Raw genomic sequence first — 19,816 nt, 5'->3', positions numbered from 1 at the left:
GAGCGGACTTCGCCCGACCTGCTAGCGTCCAACTACCGTCGGAGAATGCGCGATATGGCGGACACCCTCGGCGAGTTCCTGCGGGCCCGGCGGGAACAGCTCAGTCCCGAGCAGGTCGGCCTGCCGGCCGGCGAGCGGCGCCGTGTCCCGGGGCTCCGCCGCGAGGAGGTCGCCCAGCTCGCCGGGATCAGCCCCGAGTACTACCTGCGCTTGGAGCAGGGGCGCAACCGGCATCCCTCCGACCAGATCCTGGACAGTCTGGCCGCCGCGCTGCACCTCGACGACGACGCCGTCGCCTATCTGCACCGCCTCGCCCATCCCGCGCCCTCGCCCCGGCGACGCCGCCCCCGGCCCCCCGCCGGTCAGACGGACCTGCAGCCGCTGCTGGACAGCTGGCCTCTCACACCCGCCTACGCCCAGGGGACAGCCGGCCGTGTCGTCGCCGCGAACCGCCTCGCCGTCGCCCTGTGCCCGTTCTTCGCCGTGGGCGGCAACCCCCTGCGCGCCGCCTTTCTCGAACCCGAGATGCGCAGCCTGTACCCCCAGTGGAACGACATGACGGCCAAAGCCGTGTCCGGGCTGCGCGCCACACTCGGCATCGATGACGCCGACCCCGAACTCCTGGAGACCATCGGCGAACTCAGCGTCGCCAGCGAACGGTTCCGCACACTGTGGGCCAAGCGCGAGGTGCGCCGCCGCTCCACCGGCCACACCCTGTTCGACCACCCGCTGGTCGGCCGGCTGGAACTGCGCTACGAGAAGCTGCTCAGACCGGAAGCACGGCAACTGCTCATCGTCTACTACGCCGACCCGGACTCTGAGAGTGCCGAACGCCTCCAGCGGCTCGCCGGCCTCTGAACGTGAGTGCGGCACGTCGATGTCAGTGGCACCGTCTAACCTCCGAGGTGATGGCACAGGTGTGGAAGTGCGCGGGGCTCCGGTGGGTGGACGGGCGGCCCGTGCTGGAGTGGGACGGCGGGCGGCGCAGTGCGCTCGCCCTGGGGCAGCGCGTCGCCTTCGGGGTCGCCACGGACGCCGTGCGGACGTGCGTCGGTGCGCGCGGCTTTCCGTGCCCGGTGCGGGCAGCGGTACCGGGGCGCAGTACCGGAGCCCGGTGCGAGGAATGCGCCCGGCTGGACCGCGCTCACTCCGTGGCCGCCGACCGGGTCCCCGACGATCCCCGGCCCTATCACGTGTACCTGGCCTGGTTCGGGCCAGGCATGGTCAAGGTCGGCATCACCGCCGTCGAGCGGGGCTCCGCGCGGCTTCTCGAACAGGGGGCCGTGTGCTTCAGCTGGCTCGGTGCCGGGCCGCTGATGGCCGCGCGGCGGGCCGAGGAACTGCTGCGCGCCGCGCTTCGGGTGCCCGACCGGATTCCGTACGCCGCGAAGCGCGCCGTACGCGCCGTACTGCCGACCTCCGCCGCCGAGCGGGCGGCCGAGGTGGAGGAGATGCATCGGCGGGCCGTGGGGCTGGAGGCTTGGCCCGAGTCGCTGGCGGCCGAGCCCTGCCGGGTTGTAGATCATGTCGGTGCGTTCGGGCTCGGGGTGTCCGTCTCGCTCCTCGGTGAGGTCGGTGAGCTGGTCGCCGGGGGTGCTGTCGGTGGGGAGCTGATGGCTGCCGCCGGGCCCGATCTGCATCTCCGTACCTCCTCCCGGGGAGTCGTCGTCCTCGACACCCGGCTGATGCGGGGCTGGGAACTCGTCTCGGCGGGGGAGGACGGGCCGCTCACCGTTCCTGTGCGGGAGTTCAGGGCGGCGGAACAGGGTGCGAGGGTGCAGGAGGGCTTGTTCTGAGCGACGGGACGGGGGCTGGACTTCGCGGGGTGGCCCAACCGATCGTGGGCGTATGAGCGATCAGAGCGCCGTTCCTGCCGATGCCGGTGCGTCCACCGTTCCCGCCGATCTCGCCGACGCCGCCGATGTCGCCGATGTCGCCGATGTCCGCCGTTTTCAGCGGCGGCTCGGACTCGCCGGGCTGGTCGATGTGCACACCCACTTCATGCCCCACCAGGTCCTGGCCAAGGTCTGGAGCTACTTCGACGCCCTCGGGCCGCTCACCGGCGGAATCGAGTGGCCCATCCGGTACCGGCACGAGGAGGAGGAACGGGCCGCTCTGCTGCGGGAGTTCGGGGTGCGGGCATTCACCGCGATGCTCTATCCCCACAAGCCCGGGATGGCACGGTGGCTGAACGAATGGGCCGCAGGGTTCGCCCGGCGTACCCCCGATGCGCTGCACACCTCGACCTTCTTCCCGGAGCCGGGAGCCGAGGAGTATGTCCGGGAGGCCGTCGAGGCGGGGGCCCGGGTGTTCAAGGCCCATGTGCAGGTCGGGGCGTACGACCCCGGTGATCCCCTGCTCGACGGGGTGTGGGGGCTGCTCGCCGAGGCCGCGGTGCCTGTCGTCGTCCACTGCGGGTCCGGGCCCGCGCCCGGCAAGTTCACCGGGCCGGAACCCGTCACGCGGGTGCTTTCCCGGCACCCCAGGCTGCGGCTGATCGTCGCCCACCTCGGCATGCCCGAGTACGAGGACTTCCTCGGCCTCGCCGAGCGATACCCGGAGGTCCGGCTGGACACGACCATGGCGTTCACCGACTTCGGGGAGCGGTTCGCGCCGTTTCCGGCGCGGGCGCTGCCCCGGCTCGCGGATCTGGGGGGCCGCATACTGCTCGGGTCGGACTTCCCCAACATCCCCTATCCGTACGCCGACCAGCTCCACGCGCTGGAGCGGCTCGGGCTCGGCGAGGCCTGGCTGCGGGCCGTCTGCCATGACAACGGTGCGGAGCTGTTCGGGATCCACCCGGAACATCCGGAGCCGGAACATCCGTAGGGAGATCCGTAGGGAGATCCGTCGGGAGATTCGAAGGATCTTCTCAGGAAGATCCGCAGGAAGATCCAGTGGCCGAAGACCCGATAGCACCGGCCCAGGTGTTCCCTGAGAGGCGCCTGTGGGTTTCTCAGGGAAATCACAGACTTATGAAAGGGCGTTCTCAGAGGACCCGGACAAGGTGTGCACCATGACCACGATCTCGCCCCAGGGGCGCACCGAACTGCTGAGGCCGGACGGGAGCCCCGTTCGCGTGCTTGTGGTGGACGACGAGTTGTCGATCACCGAGCTTCTGTCCATGGCTCTTCGCTACGAGGGCTGGCAGATACGCAGCGCGGGGGACGGGCAGGGTGCCCTCCACACAGCTCGCGAGTTCCGCCCGGACGCCGTAGTGCTCGACATGATGCTCCCCGACATGGACGGCCTGACCGTGCTCGGCCGGCTGCGCCGCGAGCTGCCCGATGTGCCGGTGCTGTTCCTGACGGCCAAGGACGCCGTGGAGGATCGTATCGCCGGGCTCACCGCGGGCGGCGACGACTATGTCACCAAGCCGTTCAGCCTGGAGGAGGTCGTGGCGCGGCTGCGCGGGCTGATCCGGCGCTCCGGTGCCGCCGACCGGCGGTCCGACTCCGTGCTCGTGGTCGGGGACCTCCAGCTCGACGAGGACAGCCACGAGGTCTCGCGCGGCGGGGACAACATCCACCTCACCGCCACCGAGTTCGAGCTGCTGCGCTTCCTGATGCGCAACCCCCGGCGGGTCCTGAGCAAGGCACAGATCCTGGACCGGGTGTGGTCGTACGACTTCGGCGGCCAGGCCAATGTGGTCGAGCTCTACATCTCGTACCTCCGCCGCAAGATCGACGCAGGCCGGGAGCCGATGATTCACACCCGGCGCGGCGCCGGTTACCTGATCAAGCCCGCCGCGTCATGAGCGGGCGGCGACGGCCGCGTGCGCAGTCACGACGAGCGCGCCAGCCGCGCACCCTGCGGACGCGGCTCGTCGTCGCGTCCGTGGTGCTGATCGCCGTCGTGTGCGCCGTGATCGGGACCGTGACGACGCTGGCGCTGCGCTCGCACCTCTACGACCAGCTCAACACCCAGCTCATCGAGGTGGCGAAACGCGCGGGCGGGGGGCCCGGGCCGCTCGGCGATCAGAACCCCAAGGACGGCACCGAGACACCGGCGCAGACCAGCGGCCAGCAGAACAGCCAGCCGTCCAAGACGTTCACGCTCGGCGACTTCGTCGCCAGGGGCCCCCAGCCGCAGTACACCCTCGCCGCCACCGTCCAGAACGGCCATGTCACCGACGGCAAGTACGGCAAGAAGGCGAAGAACAGCAACGGCGTCACCAACATGAGCCCCGGTGACCTGAACCGGGTGCAGCTGAACGTCCTCAACTCGGTCCCCCAGGACCGCAAGCTGCACACCGTGGAGATCCCCGGCCTCGGCAGCTACCGCGTGCAGTTCACCAGTGGCACCAACGGCACCTTCTACGTCGGCATCCCCACCACGGACGTCGACAGCACCATCAACACCCTCATCCTCGTCGAGCTCAGCGTCACCGGCGCCGGACTGATCGCCGCGTCCCTCGCCGGCACCGTCATCGTCGGCGTCGCCACCCGACCGCTGCGCAAGGTGGCCGCCACCGCGACCCGGGTCTCCGAACTCCCCCTGCACACCGGCGAGGTGAACCTCAGCGAACGTGTCCCGGAGTCCGAGACCGATCCGCACTCCGAGGTCGGTCAGGTCGGTGCCGCGCTCAACCGGATGCTCGACCATGTGCACGGCGCGCTGCACGCACGCCAGCAGAGCGAGATGCGGGTACGGCAGTTCGTCGCCGACGCCAGCCATGAGCTCAGAACCCCCCTCGCCTCGATCCGCGGCTATGCCGAACTGACCCGGCGCGGACGTGAGCAGGTCGGGCCCGACACCCGGCACGCCCTGGGCCGTATCGAGTCCGAGGCGGGCCGGATGACACTGCTCGTCGAGGACCTGCTGCTGCTCGCCCGCCTGGACGCCGGACGGCCGCTGCAGTTCGAGCAGACCGACCTCATCCCCCTCGTCGTCGACACCATCAGCGACACCCGCGCGGCCGGCATGGGCCACAACTGGCGGCTCCAACTGCCCGACGAACCCGCCCTGGTGGCAGCCGACGCGGCCCGTATCCAGCAGGTGCTGGTCAATCTGCTGGGCAACGCCCGCAAGCACACCCCGCCGGGCACCACCGTCACCGCGCGCGTCCAGCGGCGCGGGCCGTGGATGTGCATCGACGTCGAGGACAACGGTCAGGGCATCCCGCCCGAACTGCTGCCGCATGTCTTCGAACGGTTCGCGCGCGGCGACTCGGCGCGCTCCCGGACCACCGGCTCCACCGGCCTCGGCCTCGCCATCGTGCAGGCCGTCGCGACCGCGCACGGCGGCGCCGTGACCGTCGACAGCGTTCCCGGGCGGACCGTGTTCACCGTCCACCTGCCCGCGCTGGCCCCCGCCGTGCCGAACCCGGCGCCCGAAACAAACTGGCAATCGCACTCACAGGCACAGCACAGCGCCACCACATGGGTGCAACAGGGCGCTTGACGAGAGTCGGTGGCATGCGAACCGATTCCTCTCCCGGCAACCTGCCGGCGCGGGAGCACCTCCCGGCCGGTAACGCCGGTACGCCTGTCCTGGACGTAGTGATCCCCGTCTACAACGAGGAGAAGGACCTCCAGCCGTGTGTGCTCAGACTTCACCAACACCTCACCCGCACCTTCCCTTACGCGTTCCGCATCACCATCGCGGACAACGCGTCCACGGACACCACCCCGCAGGTGGCGGCGCGGCTGGAGGCACAGCTCCCGGAGGTGACGAACTTCCGGCTGGAGCAGAAGGGGCGCGGCCGGGCCCTCAACACCGTGTGGTCCGCCTCGGACGCCCCCGTCCTCGCCTACATGGACGTGGACCTGTCCACCGACCTCAACGCCCTGCTGCCGCTGGTGGCGCCGCTGATCTCGGGCCACTCGGACCTGGCGATCGGTTCCCGGCTGTCCCGCAGCTCCCGTGTGGTGCGCGGGTCGAAGCGGGAGTTCATCAGCCGCACCTACAACATGATCCTGCGCGGCTCGCTCCAGGCCCGCTTCTCGGACGCCCAGTGCGGCTTCAAGGCGATCCGCCGTGATGTCGCCCAGGCGCTGCTGCCGCTGGTGGAGGACACCGGCTGGTTCTTCGACACCGAGATGCTGGTGCTGGCCGAACGGGCCGGGCTGCGCATCCACGAGGTGCCGGTGGACTGGGTCGACGACCCGGACTCCACGGTCCACATCGTCAAGACCGCGACCGACGACCTGAAGGGGGTGCTGCGGGTGGGCAAGGCCCTGGCCACCGGCTCGCTCCCCCTGGACCGGCTCGCCCGGCCGTTCGGCGACGACCCCCGCGACCGCGACATCCAGGACGTCCCCAAGGGCCTGGCCCGTCAGCTCGTCGGCTTCAGCGTCATCGGCGGTCTGTCGACGCTGTTCTATCTGCTGCTCTACAGCGGCTTCCGCACCTTCTCCGGCTCCCAGGTCGCCAACGCGCTCGCCCTGCTCGTCTCGGCGATCGCCAACACGGCGGCGAACCGGCGGCTGACCTTCGGGGTGCGCGGCCGCGGCGGTGCCGTACGGCACCAGGCGCAGGGCCTGGTCGTCTTCGGTATCGGCCTGGCGCTGACCAGCGGTTCACTCGCCGCCCTGAACGCGGCGAGCGACCACCCGGCGCACTCCACCGAACTCGCGGTGCTCGTCGCCGCCAACCTCGCGGCGACCGTGCTGCGCTTCCTGCTCTTCCGGGCGTGGGTCTTCCCCGACCGTGGCGAGCAGGCGTCCATGTCCACGTCCACTCTGGTCGCCTCGCACACCCCGGACCCGGCCCCGTCTCCGGCTTCGTCTCCGCGGGCGTACGCCACGTCCGCGCCGGCCCCCGGCCCGTACGGCGCCCCCTACCCGCAGCACCCCGCGCCGATCCGTCCGCAGGGCACGCCGTACTACTACGGCGGCTCCTACGACACCCCCCGGTACGACACCGATTCGTACGACACCCCACAGTTCCGCGCCGGTGAAGCCGCGGACGGCACCTGGAAGGACGCGACGATGCCGCTTCAGCCGGTGCGCCCGCACGACACCGATCCGAGGGACCCGCGATGACCACGCACTACGACGACCGTACGGCCGGTCCGGGGGACGCGAATCCCTCGGTCTGGGGACCGCCCCGACTGACCGCTCCCCCGCCGCCGGTCGCCGCCCCCACCGCGGCACCCCAGGAACCCGTCCCCGTCCCCGCCCCGGCCCCCGCCTCGGGCGAGCCCGAGCAGCCCTTCGTACGGCGGCTGTGGCGCGGGCGCCCCGAGGACCCGCGCTGGGCGCGCCCGGCCTTCCTCGGCCTGCTGGCCGCGACCCTCCTGCTCTACCTCTACAACCTCAGCTCCTCCGGCTACGCCAACTCCTTCTACTCGGCGGCCGTCCAGGCAGGCAGCAAGTCCTGGAAGGCGCTCTTCTTCGGCTCGCTGGACGCGGGCAACGCGATCACCGTCGACAAGCCGCCGGCCTCGCTGTGGCCGATGGAGCTGTCGGTGCGGATCTTCGGCCTCAACTCGGGGGCGATCCTCGCCCCCGAGGTGCTGATGGGCGTGGCCACGGTCGCGGTCGTGTACGGGGCTGTACGGCGCCGGTTCAGCCCGGTGGCCGGTCTGATCGCGGGTGCGGTGCTCGCCCTCACCCCGGTCGCGGCGCTGATGTTCCGGTTCAACAACCCGGACGCGATGCTGGCGCTGCTGATGGCCGTGGCCTGCTACTGCGTGGTCCGCGCGCTGGAGGACGGCCGTACCAAGTGGCTGCTGTGGGCGGGCGTCGCGATCGGTTTCGCGTTCCTCGCCAAGACCCTCCAGGCGTTCCTGATCCTGCCGCCGCTCGCGATCGTCTACGCGGTCTGCGCGCCGGTGCCGGTGCGCAAGCGCTTCGTGCAACTGGCCGCGGCGACCGCCGCCCTGGTGGTGTCCGGCGGCTGGTGGGTCGCGATCGTCGAACTGTGGCCCGCCTCCTCCCGCCCGTACATCGGCGGCTCGCAGAACAACAGCTTCCTGAACCTGACCTTCGGCTACAACGGCCTCGGTCGCCTGAGTGGCGACGAGACCGGCAGTGTCGGCGGCACCGGCGGCGGGGGCAGCACCGGGCAGTGGGGCACGACCGGCTGGAACCGGATGTTCAACTCCGAGATCGGCGGCCAGATCTCCTGGCTGCTGCCCGCCGCGCTGATCCTGCTCGTCGCCGGCCTGGTGGCGACCCGAAAGGCCCGGCGCACCTCCGTGACCCGCGGCGCGTTCCTGGTGTGGGGCGGCTCGCTGCTGATCACCATGGTGGTCTTCAGCTACATGGCGGGCATCTTCCACCAGTACTACACGGTGGCCCTCGCCCCCTACATGGCGGCCGTGATCGGCATGGGCGCCGGACTCCTCTGGGAGAAGCGCCGGGAGACCTGGGTGTCGATCACCCTCGCCGCCTCGGTCGTGGCGGCCGCGGTCTGGAGCTACGTCCTGCTCAACCGCACCTCCGACTACCTCCCCTGGCTGAAGTACCTGATCCTGATCGGCGGTCTGACCAGCGCCCTCGGCCTGGTCTTCGCGGGCCGCGTCACCCGGCAGCTCGCCCTCGCGGCGGCGTCCGCCGGTCTGGTCGCGGCGCTGGCCGGTCCCACGGCGTACACCCTCAGCACCCTCCAGGAAGGCCACACCGGGTCCATCGTCACGGCCGGTCCGGCGGGCGCCAGCATGATGGGCGGCGGCGGTATGGGCGGTGGCCGGGGCGGCTTCGGCGGGGGCGGCGGGCAGATGCCGGGTCAGCAGGGCCAGAACCAGCAGAACGGCAACGGCACCACGGGCGGCAACGGCACCGCGGGCGGTAATTCGCAGGGGCAGAACCAGCAGGGCAACGGGTTCCCCGGCGGCGGGATGCCCGGCCAGCAGGGCCAGAACCAGCAGAACGGCAACGGCAGTTCGCAAGGCCAGGGGCAGCAGGGCAACGGCTTCCCCGGCGGTACGACCGGTGAGGGCGGCATGGGTGGCGGCGGTGGCGCCAGCGGTCTGCTGAACGGCGCGAGCGTCACCGACGCGGCCAAGAAGCTGCTGGAGAAGAACGCCGGGGACTACACCTGGGTGGCCGCGTCCGTGGGCTCCCAGAACGCCGCGAGCTACCAGCTCGCCACCGGTGACCCGGTGATGGCGATCGGCGGCTTCAACGGCACCGACCCGTCACCGACGCTGGCGCAGTTCAAGAAGTACGTGGCCGACGGAAAGATCCACTACTTCATCTCCGGCGGCAGCATGGGCGGCGGCATGGGCAGCAGCTCCACCGGTTCGGCCTCGAAGATCAGCTCGTGGGTCACGAGCAACTTCAAGAAGGTGACGGTCGGTTCGGCCACCTTCTACGACCTCACGCAGAAGACGAGCGGGAGTTGAGCCGGGGCACGAATCCCGGCCGGTGAACGGCAGCCGGTGAGTCGCGGCTCAAGAGCGGGAGCCGACGGCGGCGACGGAGGAGCGGGAGTCCAGAAGGCGCTCGCCCGACTCTCCGGCTGACCGGAAGAGGCGGTGGTCCGACGGCGGACCACCGCCTCTCCCTTGTGCCTACGACGCGTGCGTTCCGGTTCGCAGTCCCTGCTCCGGTCTACGACCCCGACACCAGCCGTGCCGGGAAGCCGCCGGTGGCCACCGGGCCCCAGCGCTCCGGGGTGATCCGGATGACCGACTTGCCCTGCTTGACCATCGCCGCCCGGTACTCGTCCCAGTCCGGGTGCTCACCGGCGATGTTGCGGTAGTACTCGACCAGCGGCTCCACGGAGTCGGGCGTGTCGATGACCTCGGCGGTCCCGTCGACCTGGACCCACGGCCCGTTCCAGTCGTCGCTCAGCACGATGACGCTGACCCGCGCGTCCCGCTTGGCGTTCCGCGTCTTGGCGCGCTCCGGGTAGGTGGAGAGCACGATCCGTCCCGAGTCGTCCACCCCGCAGGTGAGCGGCGACCCCTGGGGGCCGCCGTCGGCACGGCGGGTGAGCAGGATGGCGCGGTGCCGGGGGCGTACGAAGTCCAGCAGCTCGTCCAGCGATACGGCGGTGTTCGTCGCGATGTTCGGTGCCATGCGGGCAGCGTAGGCGGTGACGGGGGCGGGGAGAGCGGTCCGGGGCAAGGGACACGGGAGCGGCCCGTGACGGGAGCGCGCTGCCGCTCACGGCGCGCCGCCCGTCACGGGCCGGGCAGGGGAGGTGCCGGTCAGCCGGTCTGCGTCGTACCGGCGTCCGTACGGCCTCCCGCGCCACCCTCGTCCGCCGTTGCGGTCACGGCTGTGACCGCACCGGCGGACGCCGTCACCTGCTGCTGGGCTGCCGCTCCGGTGCCCTCGGCCCGGTCCTTCGCGACGGCCTCGGCCGCCTGGGACGTGCCGCTCTTGGTGCGCAGCGGGACCTCCTTGATGAACAGGGTGATCAGGAAGGCGATCAGAGCCATGCTGGAGGCGATCAGGAAGACGTTCGCGATGCCGTGGCCGTACGCGCTCTCCATGACCGTGCGCAGCGGCGCGGGCAGCTTGTCCATGTCCGGGATGGCGGAGTCGGAGTTCGAACCGGAGGCGAGGGCCGCGTACTTGGGGCCGAGGGCGATGAGGCCCTCGGTGGCGTAGTGGGTGATCCGGTTGGCCATGACGGCGCCCAGCGCGGAGACACCGATCGCACCGCCGAGGGAGCGGAAGAAGGTGACCGTGGAGCTGGCCGAGCCGAGGTCACCGGGGGCGACCTGGTTCTGGGTGCACAGCACCAGGTTCTGCATCATCATGCCGATGCCGAGGCCGAGCAGCGCCATGAAGACGGCGGTCTTCCAGTACGGCGTGTCGTAGCGGATGCTGCCGAGCAGGCCCAGGCCGGCCGTCACGAGCACACCACCGCTGACCAGCCATGCCTTCCAGCGTCCGGTGCGGGTGATGAACTGCCCGGAGACGGTGGAGGAGAGGAACAGGCCGCCGATCATCGGGATGGTCAGGACGCCCGACATGGTCGGCGACTTGTCGCGGGCGAGCTGGAAGTACTGGGCGAAGAAGACCGTGCCGGAGAACATCGCGACGCCGACGAACATCGAGGCGGCGGACGACAGGGCGATGGTGCGGTTGCGGAACAGCCGCAGCGGGATGATCGGCTCGCTGGCCCTGGTCTCGACGATCAGGAAGACCGCCCCGAGCAGGAGCGAACCGCCGACCATCGCCACCGTCTGCCACGACAGCCAGTCGTACTTGTTGCCGGCGAAGGTGACCCATATGAGCAGCAGCGAGACCGACGCGGAGATGAAGAACGCGCCCGCCCAGTCGACCTTCACCTCGCGCCGGACCACGGGCAGGTGCAGCGTCTTCTGGAGCACGATCAGGGCGATGACGGCGAAGGGCACACCGACGTAGAAGCACCAGCGCCAGCCGAGCCACGAGGTGTCGGTGATGACACCGCCGAGCAGCGGGCCGCCGACGGTGGCGACGGCGAAGGTGGCGCCGAGGTAGCCGGAGTAACGGCCCCGGTCGCGCGGCGCGATCATCGCGGCCATGACGATCTGGGCCAGGGCGCCCAGACCGCCCGAGCCTATGCCCTGCACGACACGGAAGGCGATCAGCGTCCCGGGGTTCTGCGACAGACCGGCCGCCGCGGAACCGAGGACGAAGATGATCAGCGCGCTCTGGACGAGCACCTTTTTGTTGTAGAGGTCGGCGAGCTTGCCCCACAGGGGCGTGGTCGCCGTCATCGACAGCAGGGTGGCGGTGACGACCCAGGTGTAGGCGGACTGGCCGCCGCCGAGATCGCCGATGATCTGGGGGAGGGCGTTCGAGACGATCGTGGACGAGAGGATCGACACGAACATGCCGAGCAGCAGCCCGGAGATGGCCTCCAAGATCTCGCGGTGCGTCATGGGGGTCTGACCGTCGGGGCCTGACCCGTCCTTGCTGTCGGCCCGCACACCTGCTGGTGTGGTGGTTGCCATGGACTTCCTTCTCTGTGCGGTCTACGCGGTCGCGGGTGTACGGGGGGTCTGTGCGAGTGCGAGTGCGGGGGTGTGGGGGGAAGGCAGGGGGGAGCCGGCCGGGGGCGTGGGGGCCGTCGGGGCCGGAGCGGTGTCCGTGTCCGTGAAGGCCGGGGCGTCCGCCGGGGGCGCGAGGGCTGGGGCCGGGACCGGGGCCGGGAGGTGCAGGGAACGGCAGTTGCCGAAGCTCTCTCTCAGCCGGGTCATCAGACGGGTCAGCAGGGCGACCTCGTCGTCGGTCCAGTCGCTCAGCCGCTCGGCCAGCAGATCGGAGACCCGGCCGGACAGCTCGCAGAGCACCGCGTGACCGGCCGGGGTGAGACGCAGGATGCGTGAGCGCTTGTCGGCCGGATCGGGGGACCGCTCGATCCAGCCGCGCTCGGCGACATGGGCGACATGACGGCTGGTCACGGACATGTCGACGTCGAGCAGCTCACCGAGCCTGCTGATCCGCATGTCCCCGTGCCGGCCGAGCAGCGTCAGGACGGCGGCGGAGCCCCCCGGGCACTCGGGCGGCAGGATCCGGCCCAGGTCCCGCTTGACGGCGCCGAGGGCACTGAGCTGACGTGCCAGCTCCTCGAACTGCGCCTGCCTCGCCATCGCACCTCACCTGTGAGTGGTTGTTCTTGTGGGGGTGTTCGTTGCTTGGGGCAACCATATGGGAGTTTGGTTGCTGCAGGCAAATAATTCGGGGAGTGCTGCCGCAAAAACTTGGCAAAGGCAAGCATTTCGGAGGTAAATCCGCAGATGGCGTATGTCGTGCCCATGTCGGGCCCCGCACTTGGGTGTATAGCGCTGATTCGCTAGTGTCCTGGCCATGGCTAACACCCAGGGCCCCCAGGGCAACTACGACCCCGCCGGCAGCACCCAGATGTTCCGCGCGTTCGTCGACGAGGGGCCGCAGAGCGGCCCTCAGCAACAGCAGCAGACCTCCTCCGGTCCGCGAATCGGTCTGATCATCGGCGTCGTCGTCGCCGTGGCGGTCCTGGTCGGGGTGGCCCTTCTCGCGTTCAACAAGTCCTAGGGCAATAGGGCAGTAGGGCAAGTCGAGCCCGTACCACTGCGGTTCGACCGCTAACCCCACTGGACGGACAGGTCCCGGGTCTCCACGTGCATGCCGAGCGGCACGCTCCCCCAAGTTCTCGGCTCCGCTCGAACAGGGGGGACCCCCATGGACTCCACGCACACCGTCCAGGATTTTGACGTGCGCGCACCTGCCGCGATCGGCACCGGAAGGTCCTGCGTGGACCGTACGGTCGCCCAGTCGATGCCGAGCGCGTCGATGATGTGCGTCCCGAAGGTCACGGTGCCCGAACGGACCGGACTCCCGCCGGAGTTGCGGAAACCGACGGTCACCTCGTCGCACCAGCGGTGCGCGCCGTCGGCCCGTTCCGGGTCGCTCCAGGTGAGGGCGGCGGGGGCGGGAGGGGCGGAGGTGCCGGGCGGGGGCGCCGGGGCGGTCGTACGGCCGTGGCGGGCGCCCGGTGCCGTGGGGGCTGCGGTGGTCGGGCTTCCGGGGTTCCCGGGGCTGGCGGAATCCGCCGATCCCGCCGATCCCGCCGTAGCCGTGCCCGTACTCGTATCCGTGCCCGGACCCGACTTCGTACCCGTGCCGTCGGCCGCACCAGGGCCGGACGGTGAGCCACCGCGGTCGCGACCACCACTGCCACTGCCGCCGCCGTCCAGCGGGACGAACGTCACATCACCCGTCGGCCCGCCGGAGGCCGGACCGGACACTCCTGGCGCGCCCACCGCGGCATAGCCGCCGTGCCCGCCGCCGCTCCCGCAACCGGTCAGCACCCCGCCCAGACAGACCACGGCGGCCATCGCACGTGTCACCCGAAACATCGCGTCATGGTGACTGACGTACCGTCAATAAGGAACCCTCCGGTAAGAATCCGGCCGCGCCCGCGGCCGGACCCGGTCGGCGAGTCCCAGTCAATAATCTCTCAGTCGGAGATGAGCCCCTCGCGCAGCTGGGCCAGTGTCCGGGTCAGCAGCCGGGAGACATGCATCTGGGAGATGCCGACCTCCTCGCCGATCTGGGACTGGGTCATGTTGGCGAAGAAGCGCAGCATGATGATCCGCCGCTCGCGGGGCGGCAGCTTGGCGAGCAGGGGCTTGAGCGACTCGCGGTACTCGACGCCCTCCAGGGCGGTGTCCTCGTAGCCGAGGCGGTCGGCCAGGGAGCCCTCGCCGCCGTCGTCCTCGGGGGCCGGGGAGTCCAGCGAGGAGGCCGTGTAGGCGTTGCCCACGGCGAGGCCGTCGACCACGTCCTCCTCGGACACGCCGAGCACGGAGGCGAGTTCGGTGACCGTCGGGGAGCGGTCGAGCTTCTGGGAGAGCTCGTCGCTGGCCTTGGTGAGGGCCAGCCGCAGCTCCTGGAGGCGGCGCGGCACCCGCACCGACCACGAGGTGTCCCGGAAGAACCGCTTGATCTCGCCGACGACCGTGGGCATCGCGAAGGTCGGGAACTCCACGCCCCGTTCGCAGTCGAAGCGGTCGATCGCCTTGATCAGGCCGATGGTGCCGACCTGGACGATGTCCTCCATGGGCTCGTTGCGCGAGCGGAAGCGGGCCGCCGCGTAGCGCACGAGGGGGAGGTTGAGCTCGATGAGGGTGTCCCGGACATAGGCGCGCTCGGGGCTGTGCTCGTCGAGGGCGGCGAGCCGCAGGAAGAGGGAGCGGGAGAGGGTGCGGGTGTCGATGGCTTCCGAGGCTGCCGGGGTCGGCGGCGCGGCCTCGACAGCCGCAACCCCGTCGATGGGGCTGATGGGGCCGATGGGGCCGATGGGGCCGTCGAGCGCGTCGATCGCCTCGGGCGCGGTGTCGCTCTTCTGGAGCGTGAGCACCTTCGAGCTGCCCTGTTCTGCGGACATGCCACCCCCTTTGGGTCGCGGGACGGTCGCGGCGGCGTTTCCGTCGAGGAACGCAGCCTTCACCTGAATACCGGAGCCTGAGCCACGGCAAACGCTCTTCCCGCAGAATGTCACATGTCGGCAACACGCTGTAGTGACATGTCGACATGTGAGTGACGAAACAGCCCTGGAAAGAGGGGGTCTGACGGTCTTTCGGCACACAACTGTCGGGAAGCACCCAGGTGGGTGATTCGCTCCTGACGGTTACGTCTCGATCCTGTTTGCGGATCTCAGCCGCTGGAAGCTACGCGCCAGTAGCCGCGAGACATGCATCTGGGAGACCCCGAGCTCCGCGCTGATCTGCGACTGGGTGAGATTGCTGTAGTAGCGCAGCAGCAGGATCCGCTGCTCGCGCTCGGGCAGCTGGACGAGCAGATGGCGCACCAGATCGCGGTGCTCGACCCCGTCCAGCGCCGGGTCCTCGTAGCCGATCCGGTCGACGAGCCCCGGCAGCCCGTCGCCCTCCTGGGCGGCCTCCAGGGAGGTGGCGTGGTACGACCGCCCGGCCTCGATGCAGGACAGCACCTCGTCCTCGCTGATGCGCAGCCGCTCGGCGATCTCGGCGGTGGAGGGGGAGCGCCCGTGGGCGGTCGTGAGGTCCTCGGTGGCGCTGTTGACCTGTACCCACAGCTCGTGCAGCCGGCGCGGTACGTGCACGGTGCGGACGTTGTCGCGGAAGTACCGCTTGATCTCGCCGACGACCGTCGGCATGGCGAAGGTGGGGAACTGCACCCCCCGGTCCGGGTCGAAGCGGTCGATGGCGTTGATCAGCCCGATGGTGCCGACCTGGACGACGTCCTCCATCGGTTCGTTGCGGGAGCGGAAGCGGGCGGCCGCGTAGCGTACGAGCGGGAGGTTGGCCTCGATGAGCGCCCCGCGCACGCGGTCGTGCTCCGGCGTGCCGGGCCGGAGCTCCTTGAGCTGAGCGAAGAGCACCTGGGTGAGCGCCCGGGTGTCCGCGCCCCGGCGTTTCACCCCGGGGGGCGGCTGGGCCGGCGCCGGAGGATGGGGGGTGGGGGCCTCCTCCTGGGGCGGCGCAGTACTGGCCGACACGGTCAACGCCACCTCTTCCTCGGTCAATCATCCGTCAAAAGCGGTCATAGCATCACAAGACATGTGCACTGTGTGCAAGCACCTCATCACGCCGTGTTGAGGGCGAGTTGGGTGACCGGGAGGCGTGCCGGGCATGGGAAAAGCCCCCGGCCGGTAGGGCGAGGGGCTCGATGTTCGCGTTGGGTCAGTAGGAGTAGTCCGCCATCACCCATGTGGCGAACTCACGCCACAGGCCGACGCCCGCCTGGTGCTCGGGGTGCTCCACATAGCGGCGCAGGGACTCGGGGTCGTCGAAGCCGGAGTTGATCGCGAAGTCGTAGGCGATGGGCCGGTCGCTGACGTTCCAGCCGAGCTCCCAGAAGCGGATCTCGGGGATGATGCCGTCCAGCGCCTCGAAGGCCGCCACGCCCGCCAGGACCCGCGGGTCGTCGCGCTCGACGCCCTCGTTGAGCTTGAAGAGGACCAGATGGCGGATCATGACTGCTCCCGGAGGGGGTTTGGCGACCGGCGCGCCGGGGCGCCGGTGCACCGGAGGGCCGGAGCGTCCGAGTGCTGTGGGCGACAGGCGCTAGTTGTGGGCGCCGTTGGCTAGCCAGGTCATGAAGTCGCCGACAGCCTTGGCGGCGTTCGATATGCCCTCGAAGCCTATCTGGACGTAGTCGGCCGCCTTGGCCGGGTCCGTGATGATCACGTACAGCGCGAAGACCACCAGCACATAGACGGCGATCTTCTTCGCGTTCACCGCCATGAGCGGCCCTCCCCTGTGACTGCTGTCGCTCTAAGTGACTGCTGTGGCCCCAAGTCTCCATGTCACCGGCGCGAGTGTAGCCACCGCACGCCCACACGCCTGTAATAGGGACCAATGGCCCGCACGCCAAGGGCCTTTGTCGGTCCCGCGGAATCGCTCGCGGCCCCAAGATGGATTCAGAGCCCAGGGGATCTGGCAGGAATCCCGAGGGCCGGGACGGACCCCACTGCGGGGTACACGCCGTGACCTCCCCCGTTACCGGCGCGTACTTGAGGGTCCGGGTCTGCACCGGGGGAGACGACGCACATCCCCCGCGCCGTCTCCCCCGAATTCTTTTTTCCGCCGTTCTCTCTCTCGCGTCTCGTGCCGGTAGTGGCACCCGCGCTTCTCGTACTTCTCGTGGCTCTCGCGCGTCTTTCATGTCGCTCGTGCTTCCTGCGCCTGCGCTTCTTTCCCTTTCGCGCGCCTTCACATGCGCCTCCTGGCTGCTTCCGCACCCCACCGCCGACGCATACGACGTGCCGACGCATACGACGAAGGGCCCCGCCGTCCGGCGGGGCCCTTCTGTGGCGGTAGCGGAGGGATTTGAACCCTCGGTGACTTGCGCCACACTCGCTTTCGAGGCGAGCTCCTTCGGCCGCTCGGACACGCTACCGAGGGAGACCTTACAGCACGGAAAGCCCTGCTCCGAAATCCGTTTCTCAGCGGGTGCGGAAGAAGTCCGTCAGGAGGCGGGCGCAGTCGGCGGCGAGGACGCCCTCGATCACTTCGGGCCGGTGGTTGAGCCTCCGGTCGCGTACGAGGTCCCAGACGGAGCCGGCCGCGCCGGCCTTGTCGTCGCGGGCGCCGTAGACCACACGGTCCACGCGGGACTGCACCAGGGCTCCCGCGCACATCGGGCACGGTTCGAGGGTCACCACGAGCGTGCAGCCGGTCAGCCGCCACTCGCCGAGCCGTGCGGAGGCCCGGCGCAGGGCGAGGACCTCGGCGTGCGCGGTCGGGTCGCCGTTCGCCTCGCGCTCGTTGTGCCCGGCGCCGAGCACCGTCGTACCGTCCGTGGACAGCACGACGGCGCCGACGGGGACGTCCCCGCCGCGGACGGCCTGCCGGGCCTCGTCCAGGGCGAGCCGCATCGCGGCCCGCCAGCGGTCGCGTACGGGGTCCGGAGCGGTGTCCGGGGCCCCGTCTCCCGGGTTTCCCGGGTCGTCCGGCGCCGGGGCGGTCAGCGGACGGTCTCCAGCACCTCCGAGGCACCCAGGGCCTCGGCGATCGCGCTCAGCGCGTCCTCGGCGTCGAGGCCGCGCAACTCCTTCTCGTCGATGCCCAGGTCCTCCAGGATCCCGGCGTCGCCGACGGGGCTGTGCGGGACCGCGTCGGCGGCCGGGCCGTCCCCGTCGTCGTCATCGGGCTCACCGTCCTCGGTGCCGTCGAGGTCCAGCGACTCCAGGTCGCTGCCGTCGTCGCCGGGCTCCCGCCCGAGCAGTTCGTCGGTGAGCAGGATCTCGCCGTACGAGCTGCGGGCAGCCGCGGCGGCGTCCGAGACGTAGATGCGAGGGTCCTCCTCGCCGTCCACCCGGACGACACCGAACCATGCGTCCTCCTGCTCGATGAGCACAAGGACCGTGTCGTCGTCGGGCGAGGCCTCACGGGCCAGATCGGCCAGATCCGACAGGGTCTCCACATCGTCGAGCTCCGTGTCGCTCGCTTCCCACCCGTCTTCGGTGCGCGCGAGCAGTGCGGCGAAGTACACCGTGACTCTCCCACTGGTCTTAGGCGTGCCGGTTGGGGGTCCCCCCGGCGCGGGTTCTGGGCGGGAAGAGCTGGGCTCCGAGCCCCACCCACTCGGAATCGTGGCAGAAACAAGGCGTTCAGGGGACGTCTTCGGCCCCCTGTGTCCGGCTGTTTTGATCGCAGGTCCATAAAGGACTCACCAGCGCACTCGTTGCCGCCACCTGCGGATCGTACGCGGGTTTTCCAAAACCCCACGCACGGCCGTCCGCACAACGCCCCGACACGGTGTGATCTTCCCTACCAGCGGAACGTCCGCATACGCATCGCGTGCCGCAGCCGGGCCGCCTTGGCGCGCCGGGGCTGGACCCGCTCGCGCAGCTCACGGGCCTCCGCGAGATCGTGCAGGAACTGGGCGCGGCGACGGCGCCGCTCGGTGTCGGTCTCCCGCGGGCGGCCCGCGACGGGTATCTCCGGCGATCCCCCGGCGGAGGCGCTGTCAGGCAGGTCGGGCATGGGTCACCACCTCGGTCCGTCCCACCCACTTTCCCCCCGCCGGACGGTTTGATGCCAGGAGTGGTGCCGGCAGTGATGCGAGCGGTGCTGCCCGGTGGTGCCAGCCGTGATGCCCGCGGTGGTGCCAGCCGTGATGCCGACAGTGGTGCCAGCAGTGGGTCCGGCTGTGGTGCCAGCAGTGGGGGACGGCGGGCGCGGTTACTGTTGTGCACATGCGTCTCCACGTCGTCGACCACCCCCTGGTCGCCCACAAGCTCACCACGTTGCGCGACGAGCGCACCGACACCGCGACCTTCCGCCGGCTCGCCGACGAACTGGTCACCCTGCTCGCCTACGAGGCCACGCGGGACGTACGCACCGAAGCGGTCGACATCCGGACCCCGGTCGCGCCCACCACCGGCGTCAAGCTGTCCCACCCCCGCCCCCTGGTGGTGCCGATCCTGCGGGCCGGGCTCGGCATGCTGGACGGCATGGTCCGGCTGCTGCCGACCGCCGAGGTGGGCTTCCTGGGGATGATCCGCAACGAGGAGACCCTCAAGGCGTCCACGTACGCCTCCCGGATGCCGGAGGACCTCTCGGGGCGTCAGGTGTACGTCCTCGACCCGATGCTGGCCACCGGCGGCACCCTGGTCGCGGCGATCCAGGAGCTGATGCGGCGCGGCGCCGACGACGTCACCGCCGTGGTGCTGCTGGCCGCGCCGGAGGGCGTCGAGGTCATGGAGCGCGAGCTGGCGGGCACGCCGGTGACGGTCGTGACGGCGGCCGTCGACGACCACCTCAACGACCGCGGCTACATCGTCCCGGGCCTCGGCGACGCGGGCGACCGGCTCTACGGGCTGGCGGACTGAGCGCTCCGCTGGACGTGCCGTGCTGTGCCGTCTGTCGTCTGCGGCATCGTCGTGGCTGGTCGCTCCCCCAAGCTCTCAACTTCGTTCGAGCAGGGAGGTACCCCCATCGCGGCGGAGCCGC

The 19,816-nt window shown here is 70.4% G+C and carries 19 protein-coding genes, 1 tRNA gene and 1 pseudogene; 9 read left to right on the top strand and 12 right to left on the bottom strand.

Annotation, left to right across the window (positions count from 1 at the left end; translation table 11 throughout):
- The first annotated feature begins 45 nt into the window (after nucleotides 1-45).
- From ACSYGN_RS19180 to ACSYGN_RS19150, 7 genes are all read left to right on the top strand, one after another.
- On the top strand, nucleotides 46-858 hold the full coding sequence (locus ACSYGN_RS19180) for a helix-turn-helix domain-containing protein (RefSeq protein ID WP_460397242.1): 813 nt from the start codon (nucleotides 46-48) through the stop codon (nucleotides 856-858).
- Nucleotides 859-908: 50 nt separating this feature from the next.
- Entirely contained in the window at nucleotides 909-1,796 is an 888-nt protein-coding gene (locus ACSYGN_RS19175) for a DUF2797 domain-containing protein (protein ID WP_460397240.1), read from the top strand.
- A gap of 52 nt (nucleotides 1,797-1,848) precedes the next feature.
- Entirely contained in the window at nucleotides 1,849-2,829 is a 981-nt protein-coding gene (locus tag ACSYGN_RS19170) for an amidohydrolase family protein (protein WP_460397238.1), read from the top strand.
- A 187-nt stretch (nucleotides 2,830-3,016) separates the two neighbouring features.
- Entirely contained in the window at nucleotides 3,017-3,757 is a 741-nt protein-coding gene (locus ACSYGN_RS19165) for a response regulator transcription factor (RefSeq protein WP_460397236.1), read from the top strand.
- Nucleotides 3,754-5,403, top strand: coding sequence for an ATP-binding protein (locus tag ACSYGN_RS19160; RefSeq protein ID WP_460397234.1), 1,650 nt, complete (start codon nucleotides 3,754-3,756; stop codon nucleotides 5,401-5,403). Before ACSYGN_RS19165 ends, ACSYGN_RS19160 begins: the two co-directional genes overlap by 4 nt.
- Nucleotides 5,404-5,417: 14 nt before the next feature.
- On the top strand, nucleotides 5,418-6,986 hold the full coding sequence (locus ACSYGN_RS19155; RefSeq protein WP_460397232.1) for a bifunctional glycosyltransferase family 2/GtrA family protein: 1,569 nt from the start codon (nucleotides 5,418-5,420) through the stop codon (nucleotides 6,984-6,986).
- A complete protein-coding gene (locus ACSYGN_RS19150; RefSeq protein ID WP_460397230.1) occupies nucleotides 6,983-9,292 on the top strand; it encodes a glycosyltransferase family 39 protein in 2,310 nt (769 codons plus the stop codon). Before ACSYGN_RS19155 ends, ACSYGN_RS19150 begins: the two co-directional genes overlap by 4 nt.
- Before the next feature lie 208 nt (nucleotides 9,293-9,500).
- On the opposite strand, the gene ACSYGN_RS19145 is transcribed toward ACSYGN_RS19150, so the two are convergent.
- The 3 genes and pseudogenes from ACSYGN_RS19145 to ACSYGN_RS19135 form a co-directional block, all read right to left on the bottom strand.
- Nucleotides 9,501-9,971 (bottom strand): PPOX class F420-dependent oxidoreductase, encoded by a 471-nt coding sequence (locus tag ACSYGN_RS19145; protein WP_460397228.1) that lies wholly within the window; start codon nucleotides 9,969-9,971, stop codon nucleotides 9,501-9,503.
- A 271-nt stretch (nucleotides 9,972-10,242) separates the two neighbouring features.
- A pseudogene (locus ACSYGN_RS19140) lies at nucleotides 10,243-11,773 on the bottom strand (MDR family MFS transporter); the annotation flags it as partial.
- Nucleotides 11,774-11,866: 93 nt separating this feature from the next.
- On the bottom strand, nucleotides 11,867-12,484 hold the full coding sequence (locus ACSYGN_RS19135) for a MarR family winged helix-turn-helix transcriptional regulator (RefSeq protein ID WP_460397226.1): 618 nt from the start codon (nucleotides 12,482-12,484) through the stop codon (nucleotides 11,867-11,869).
- A 217-nt stretch (nucleotides 12,485-12,701) separates the two neighbouring features.
- Here ACSYGN_RS19135 and ACSYGN_RS19130 point away from each other — a divergent pair, with 217 nt between their 5' ends.
- Nucleotides 12,702-12,908 carry a hypothetical protein gene (locus tag ACSYGN_RS19130; RefSeq protein ID WP_460397224.1) on the top strand — a complete coding sequence of 69 codons (207 nt, stop codon included), beginning with the start codon at nucleotides 12,702-12,704 and terminating at the stop codon, nucleotides 12,906-12,908.
- Nucleotides 12,909-12,958: 50 nt separating this feature from the next.
- Here ACSYGN_RS19130 and ACSYGN_RS19125 read toward each other — a convergent pair whose 3' ends face one another.
- The 9 genes from ACSYGN_RS19125 to ACSYGN_RS19085 all read right to left on the bottom strand — a co-directional run bounded on the left by ACSYGN_RS19125 (nucleotide 12,959) and on the right by ACSYGN_RS19085 (nucleotide 18,847).
- Nucleotides 12,959-13,732, bottom strand: a complete 774-nt coding sequence (locus ACSYGN_RS19125) for a hypothetical protein (protein WP_460397222.1) — start codon at nucleotides 13,730-13,732, stop codon at nucleotides 12,959-12,961.
- A gap of 101 nt (nucleotides 13,733-13,833) precedes the next feature.
- Complete coding sequence (locus tag ACSYGN_RS19120) at nucleotides 13,834-14,763, bottom strand: RNA polymerase sigma factor SigF (RefSeq protein ID WP_460397220.1); 930 nt, start codon at nucleotides 14,761-14,763, stop codon at nucleotides 13,834-13,836.
- A 243-nt stretch (nucleotides 14,764-15,006) separates the two neighbouring features.
- Nucleotides 15,007-15,861: an RNA polymerase sigma factor SigF gene (locus ACSYGN_RS19115; protein ID WP_460403568.1), complete on the bottom strand. Its 855-nt coding sequence runs from the start codon at nucleotides 15,859-15,861 to the stop codon at nucleotides 15,007-15,009.
- A gap of 178 nt (nucleotides 15,862-16,039) precedes the next feature.
- Nucleotides 16,040-16,333 (bottom strand): Dabb family protein, encoded by a 294-nt coding sequence (locus ACSYGN_RS19110; protein ID WP_460397218.1) that lies wholly within the window; start codon nucleotides 16,331-16,333, stop codon nucleotides 16,040-16,042.
- Nucleotides 16,334-16,423: 90 nt separating this feature from the next.
- Complete coding sequence (locus ACSYGN_RS19105; protein ID WP_460397216.1) at nucleotides 16,424-16,603, bottom strand: hypothetical protein; 180 nt, start codon at nucleotides 16,601-16,603, stop codon at nucleotides 16,424-16,426.
- 567 nt (nucleotides 16,604-17,170) lie between these two features.
- A tRNA-Ser gene (locus ACSYGN_RS19100) sits at nucleotides 17,171-17,258 on the bottom strand.
- Nucleotides 17,259-17,304: 46 nt separating this feature from the next.
- Nucleotides 17,305-17,736, bottom strand: coding sequence for a tRNA adenosine(34) deaminase TadA (tadA, locus tag ACSYGN_RS19095; RefSeq protein WP_460397214.1), 432 nt, complete (start codon nucleotides 17,734-17,736; stop codon nucleotides 17,305-17,307).
- Nucleotides 17,737-17,825: 89 nt separating this feature from the next.
- Nucleotides 17,826-18,353 carry a tRNA adenosine deaminase-associated protein gene (locus ACSYGN_RS19090; RefSeq protein ID WP_460397212.1) on the bottom strand — a complete coding sequence of 176 codons (528 nt, stop codon included), beginning with the start codon at nucleotides 18,351-18,353 and terminating at the stop codon, nucleotides 17,826-17,828.
- A gap of 278 nt (nucleotides 18,354-18,631) precedes the next feature.
- Nucleotides 18,632-18,847: a hypothetical protein gene (locus ACSYGN_RS19085; protein WP_460397210.1), complete on the bottom strand. Its 216-nt coding sequence runs from the start codon at nucleotides 18,845-18,847 to the stop codon at nucleotides 18,632-18,634.
- Nucleotides 18,848-19,059: 212 nt separating this feature from the next.
- Here ACSYGN_RS19085 and upp point away from each other — a divergent pair, with 212 nt between their 5' ends.
- Nucleotides 19,060-19,695 (top strand): uracil phosphoribosyltransferase, encoded by a 636-nt coding sequence (gene upp, locus ACSYGN_RS19080; RefSeq protein WP_460397208.1) that lies wholly within the window; start codon nucleotides 19,060-19,062, stop codon nucleotides 19,693-19,695.
- Nucleotides 19,696-19,816 lie beyond the last annotated feature (121 nt).

It is taken from the genome of Streptomyces sp. YIM S03343 (assembly GCF_054729195.1).
The sequence above is the reverse complement of the archived record's forward strand: the minus strand, read 5'-3'. Positions and strand labels throughout refer to the sequence as shown.

Bases quoted from the DNA above. Each gene is read 5' to 3' on its own strand.
- ACSYGN_RS19165 (WP_460397236.1), top strand. From the start codon at position 3,017: ATGACCACGATCTCGCCCCAGGGGCGCACCGAACTGCTGAGGCCGGAC.
- ACSYGN_RS19125 (WP_460397222.1), bottom strand. From the start codon at position 13,732: ATGTTTCGGGTGACACGTGCGATGGCCGCCGTGGTCTGTCTGGGCGGG.
- ACSYGN_RS19130 (WP_460397224.1), top strand. From the start codon at position 12,702: ATGGCTAACACCCAGGGCCCCCAGGGCAACTACGACCCCGCCGGCAGC.
- ACSYGN_RS19160 (WP_460397234.1), top strand. From the start codon at position 3,754: ATGAGCGGGCGGCGACGGCCGCGTGCGCAGTCACGACGAGCGCGCCAG.
- ACSYGN_RS19120 (WP_460397220.1), bottom strand. From the start codon at position 14,763: ATGTCCGCAGAACAGGGCAGCTCGAAGGTGCTCACGCTCCAGAAGAGC.
- ACSYGN_RS19085 (WP_460397210.1), bottom strand. From the start codon at position 18,847: ATGCCCGACCTGCCTGACAGCGCCTCCGCCGGGGGATCGCCGGAGATA.
- ACSYGN_RS19105 (WP_460397216.1), bottom strand. From the start codon at position 16,603: ATGGCGGTGAACGCGAAGAAGATCGCCGTCTATGTGCTGGTGGTCTTC.
- ACSYGN_RS19170 (WP_460397238.1), top strand. From the start codon at position 1,849: ATGAGCGATCAGAGCGCCGTTCCTGCCGATGCCGGTGCGTCCACCGTT.
- ACSYGN_RS19110 (WP_460397218.1), bottom strand. From the start codon at position 16,333: ATGATCCGCCATCTGGTCCTCTTCAAGCTCAACGAGGGCGTCGAGCGC.
- ACSYGN_RS19135 (WP_460397226.1), bottom strand. From the start codon at position 12,484: ATGGCGAGGCAGGCGCAGTTCGAGGAGCTGGCACGTCAGCTCAGTGCC.
- upp (WP_460397208.1), top strand. From the start codon at position 19,060: ATGCGTCTCCACGTCGTCGACCACCCCCTGGTCGCCCACAAGCTCACC.
- ACSYGN_RS19180 (WP_460397242.1), top strand. From the start codon at position 46: ATGCGCGATATGGCGGACACCCTCGGCGAGTTCCTGCGGGCCCGGCGG.
- ACSYGN_RS19145 (WP_460397228.1), bottom strand. From the start codon at position 9,971: ATGGCACCGAACATCGCGACGAACACCGCCGTATCGCTGGACGAGCTG.
- ACSYGN_RS19175 (WP_460397240.1), top strand. From the start codon at position 909: ATGGCACAGGTGTGGAAGTGCGCGGGGCTCCGGTGGGTGGACGGGCGG.
- ACSYGN_RS19150 (WP_460397230.1), top strand. From the start codon at position 6,983: ATGACCACGCACTACGACGACCGTACGGCCGGTCCGGGGGACGCGAAT.
- tadA (WP_460397214.1), bottom strand. From the start codon at position 17,736: ATGCGGCTCGCCCTGGACGAGGCCCGGCAGGCCGTCCGCGGCGGGGAC.
- ACSYGN_RS19155 (WP_460397232.1), top strand. From the start codon at position 5,418: ATGCGAACCGATTCCTCTCCCGGCAACCTGCCGGCGCGGGAGCACCTC.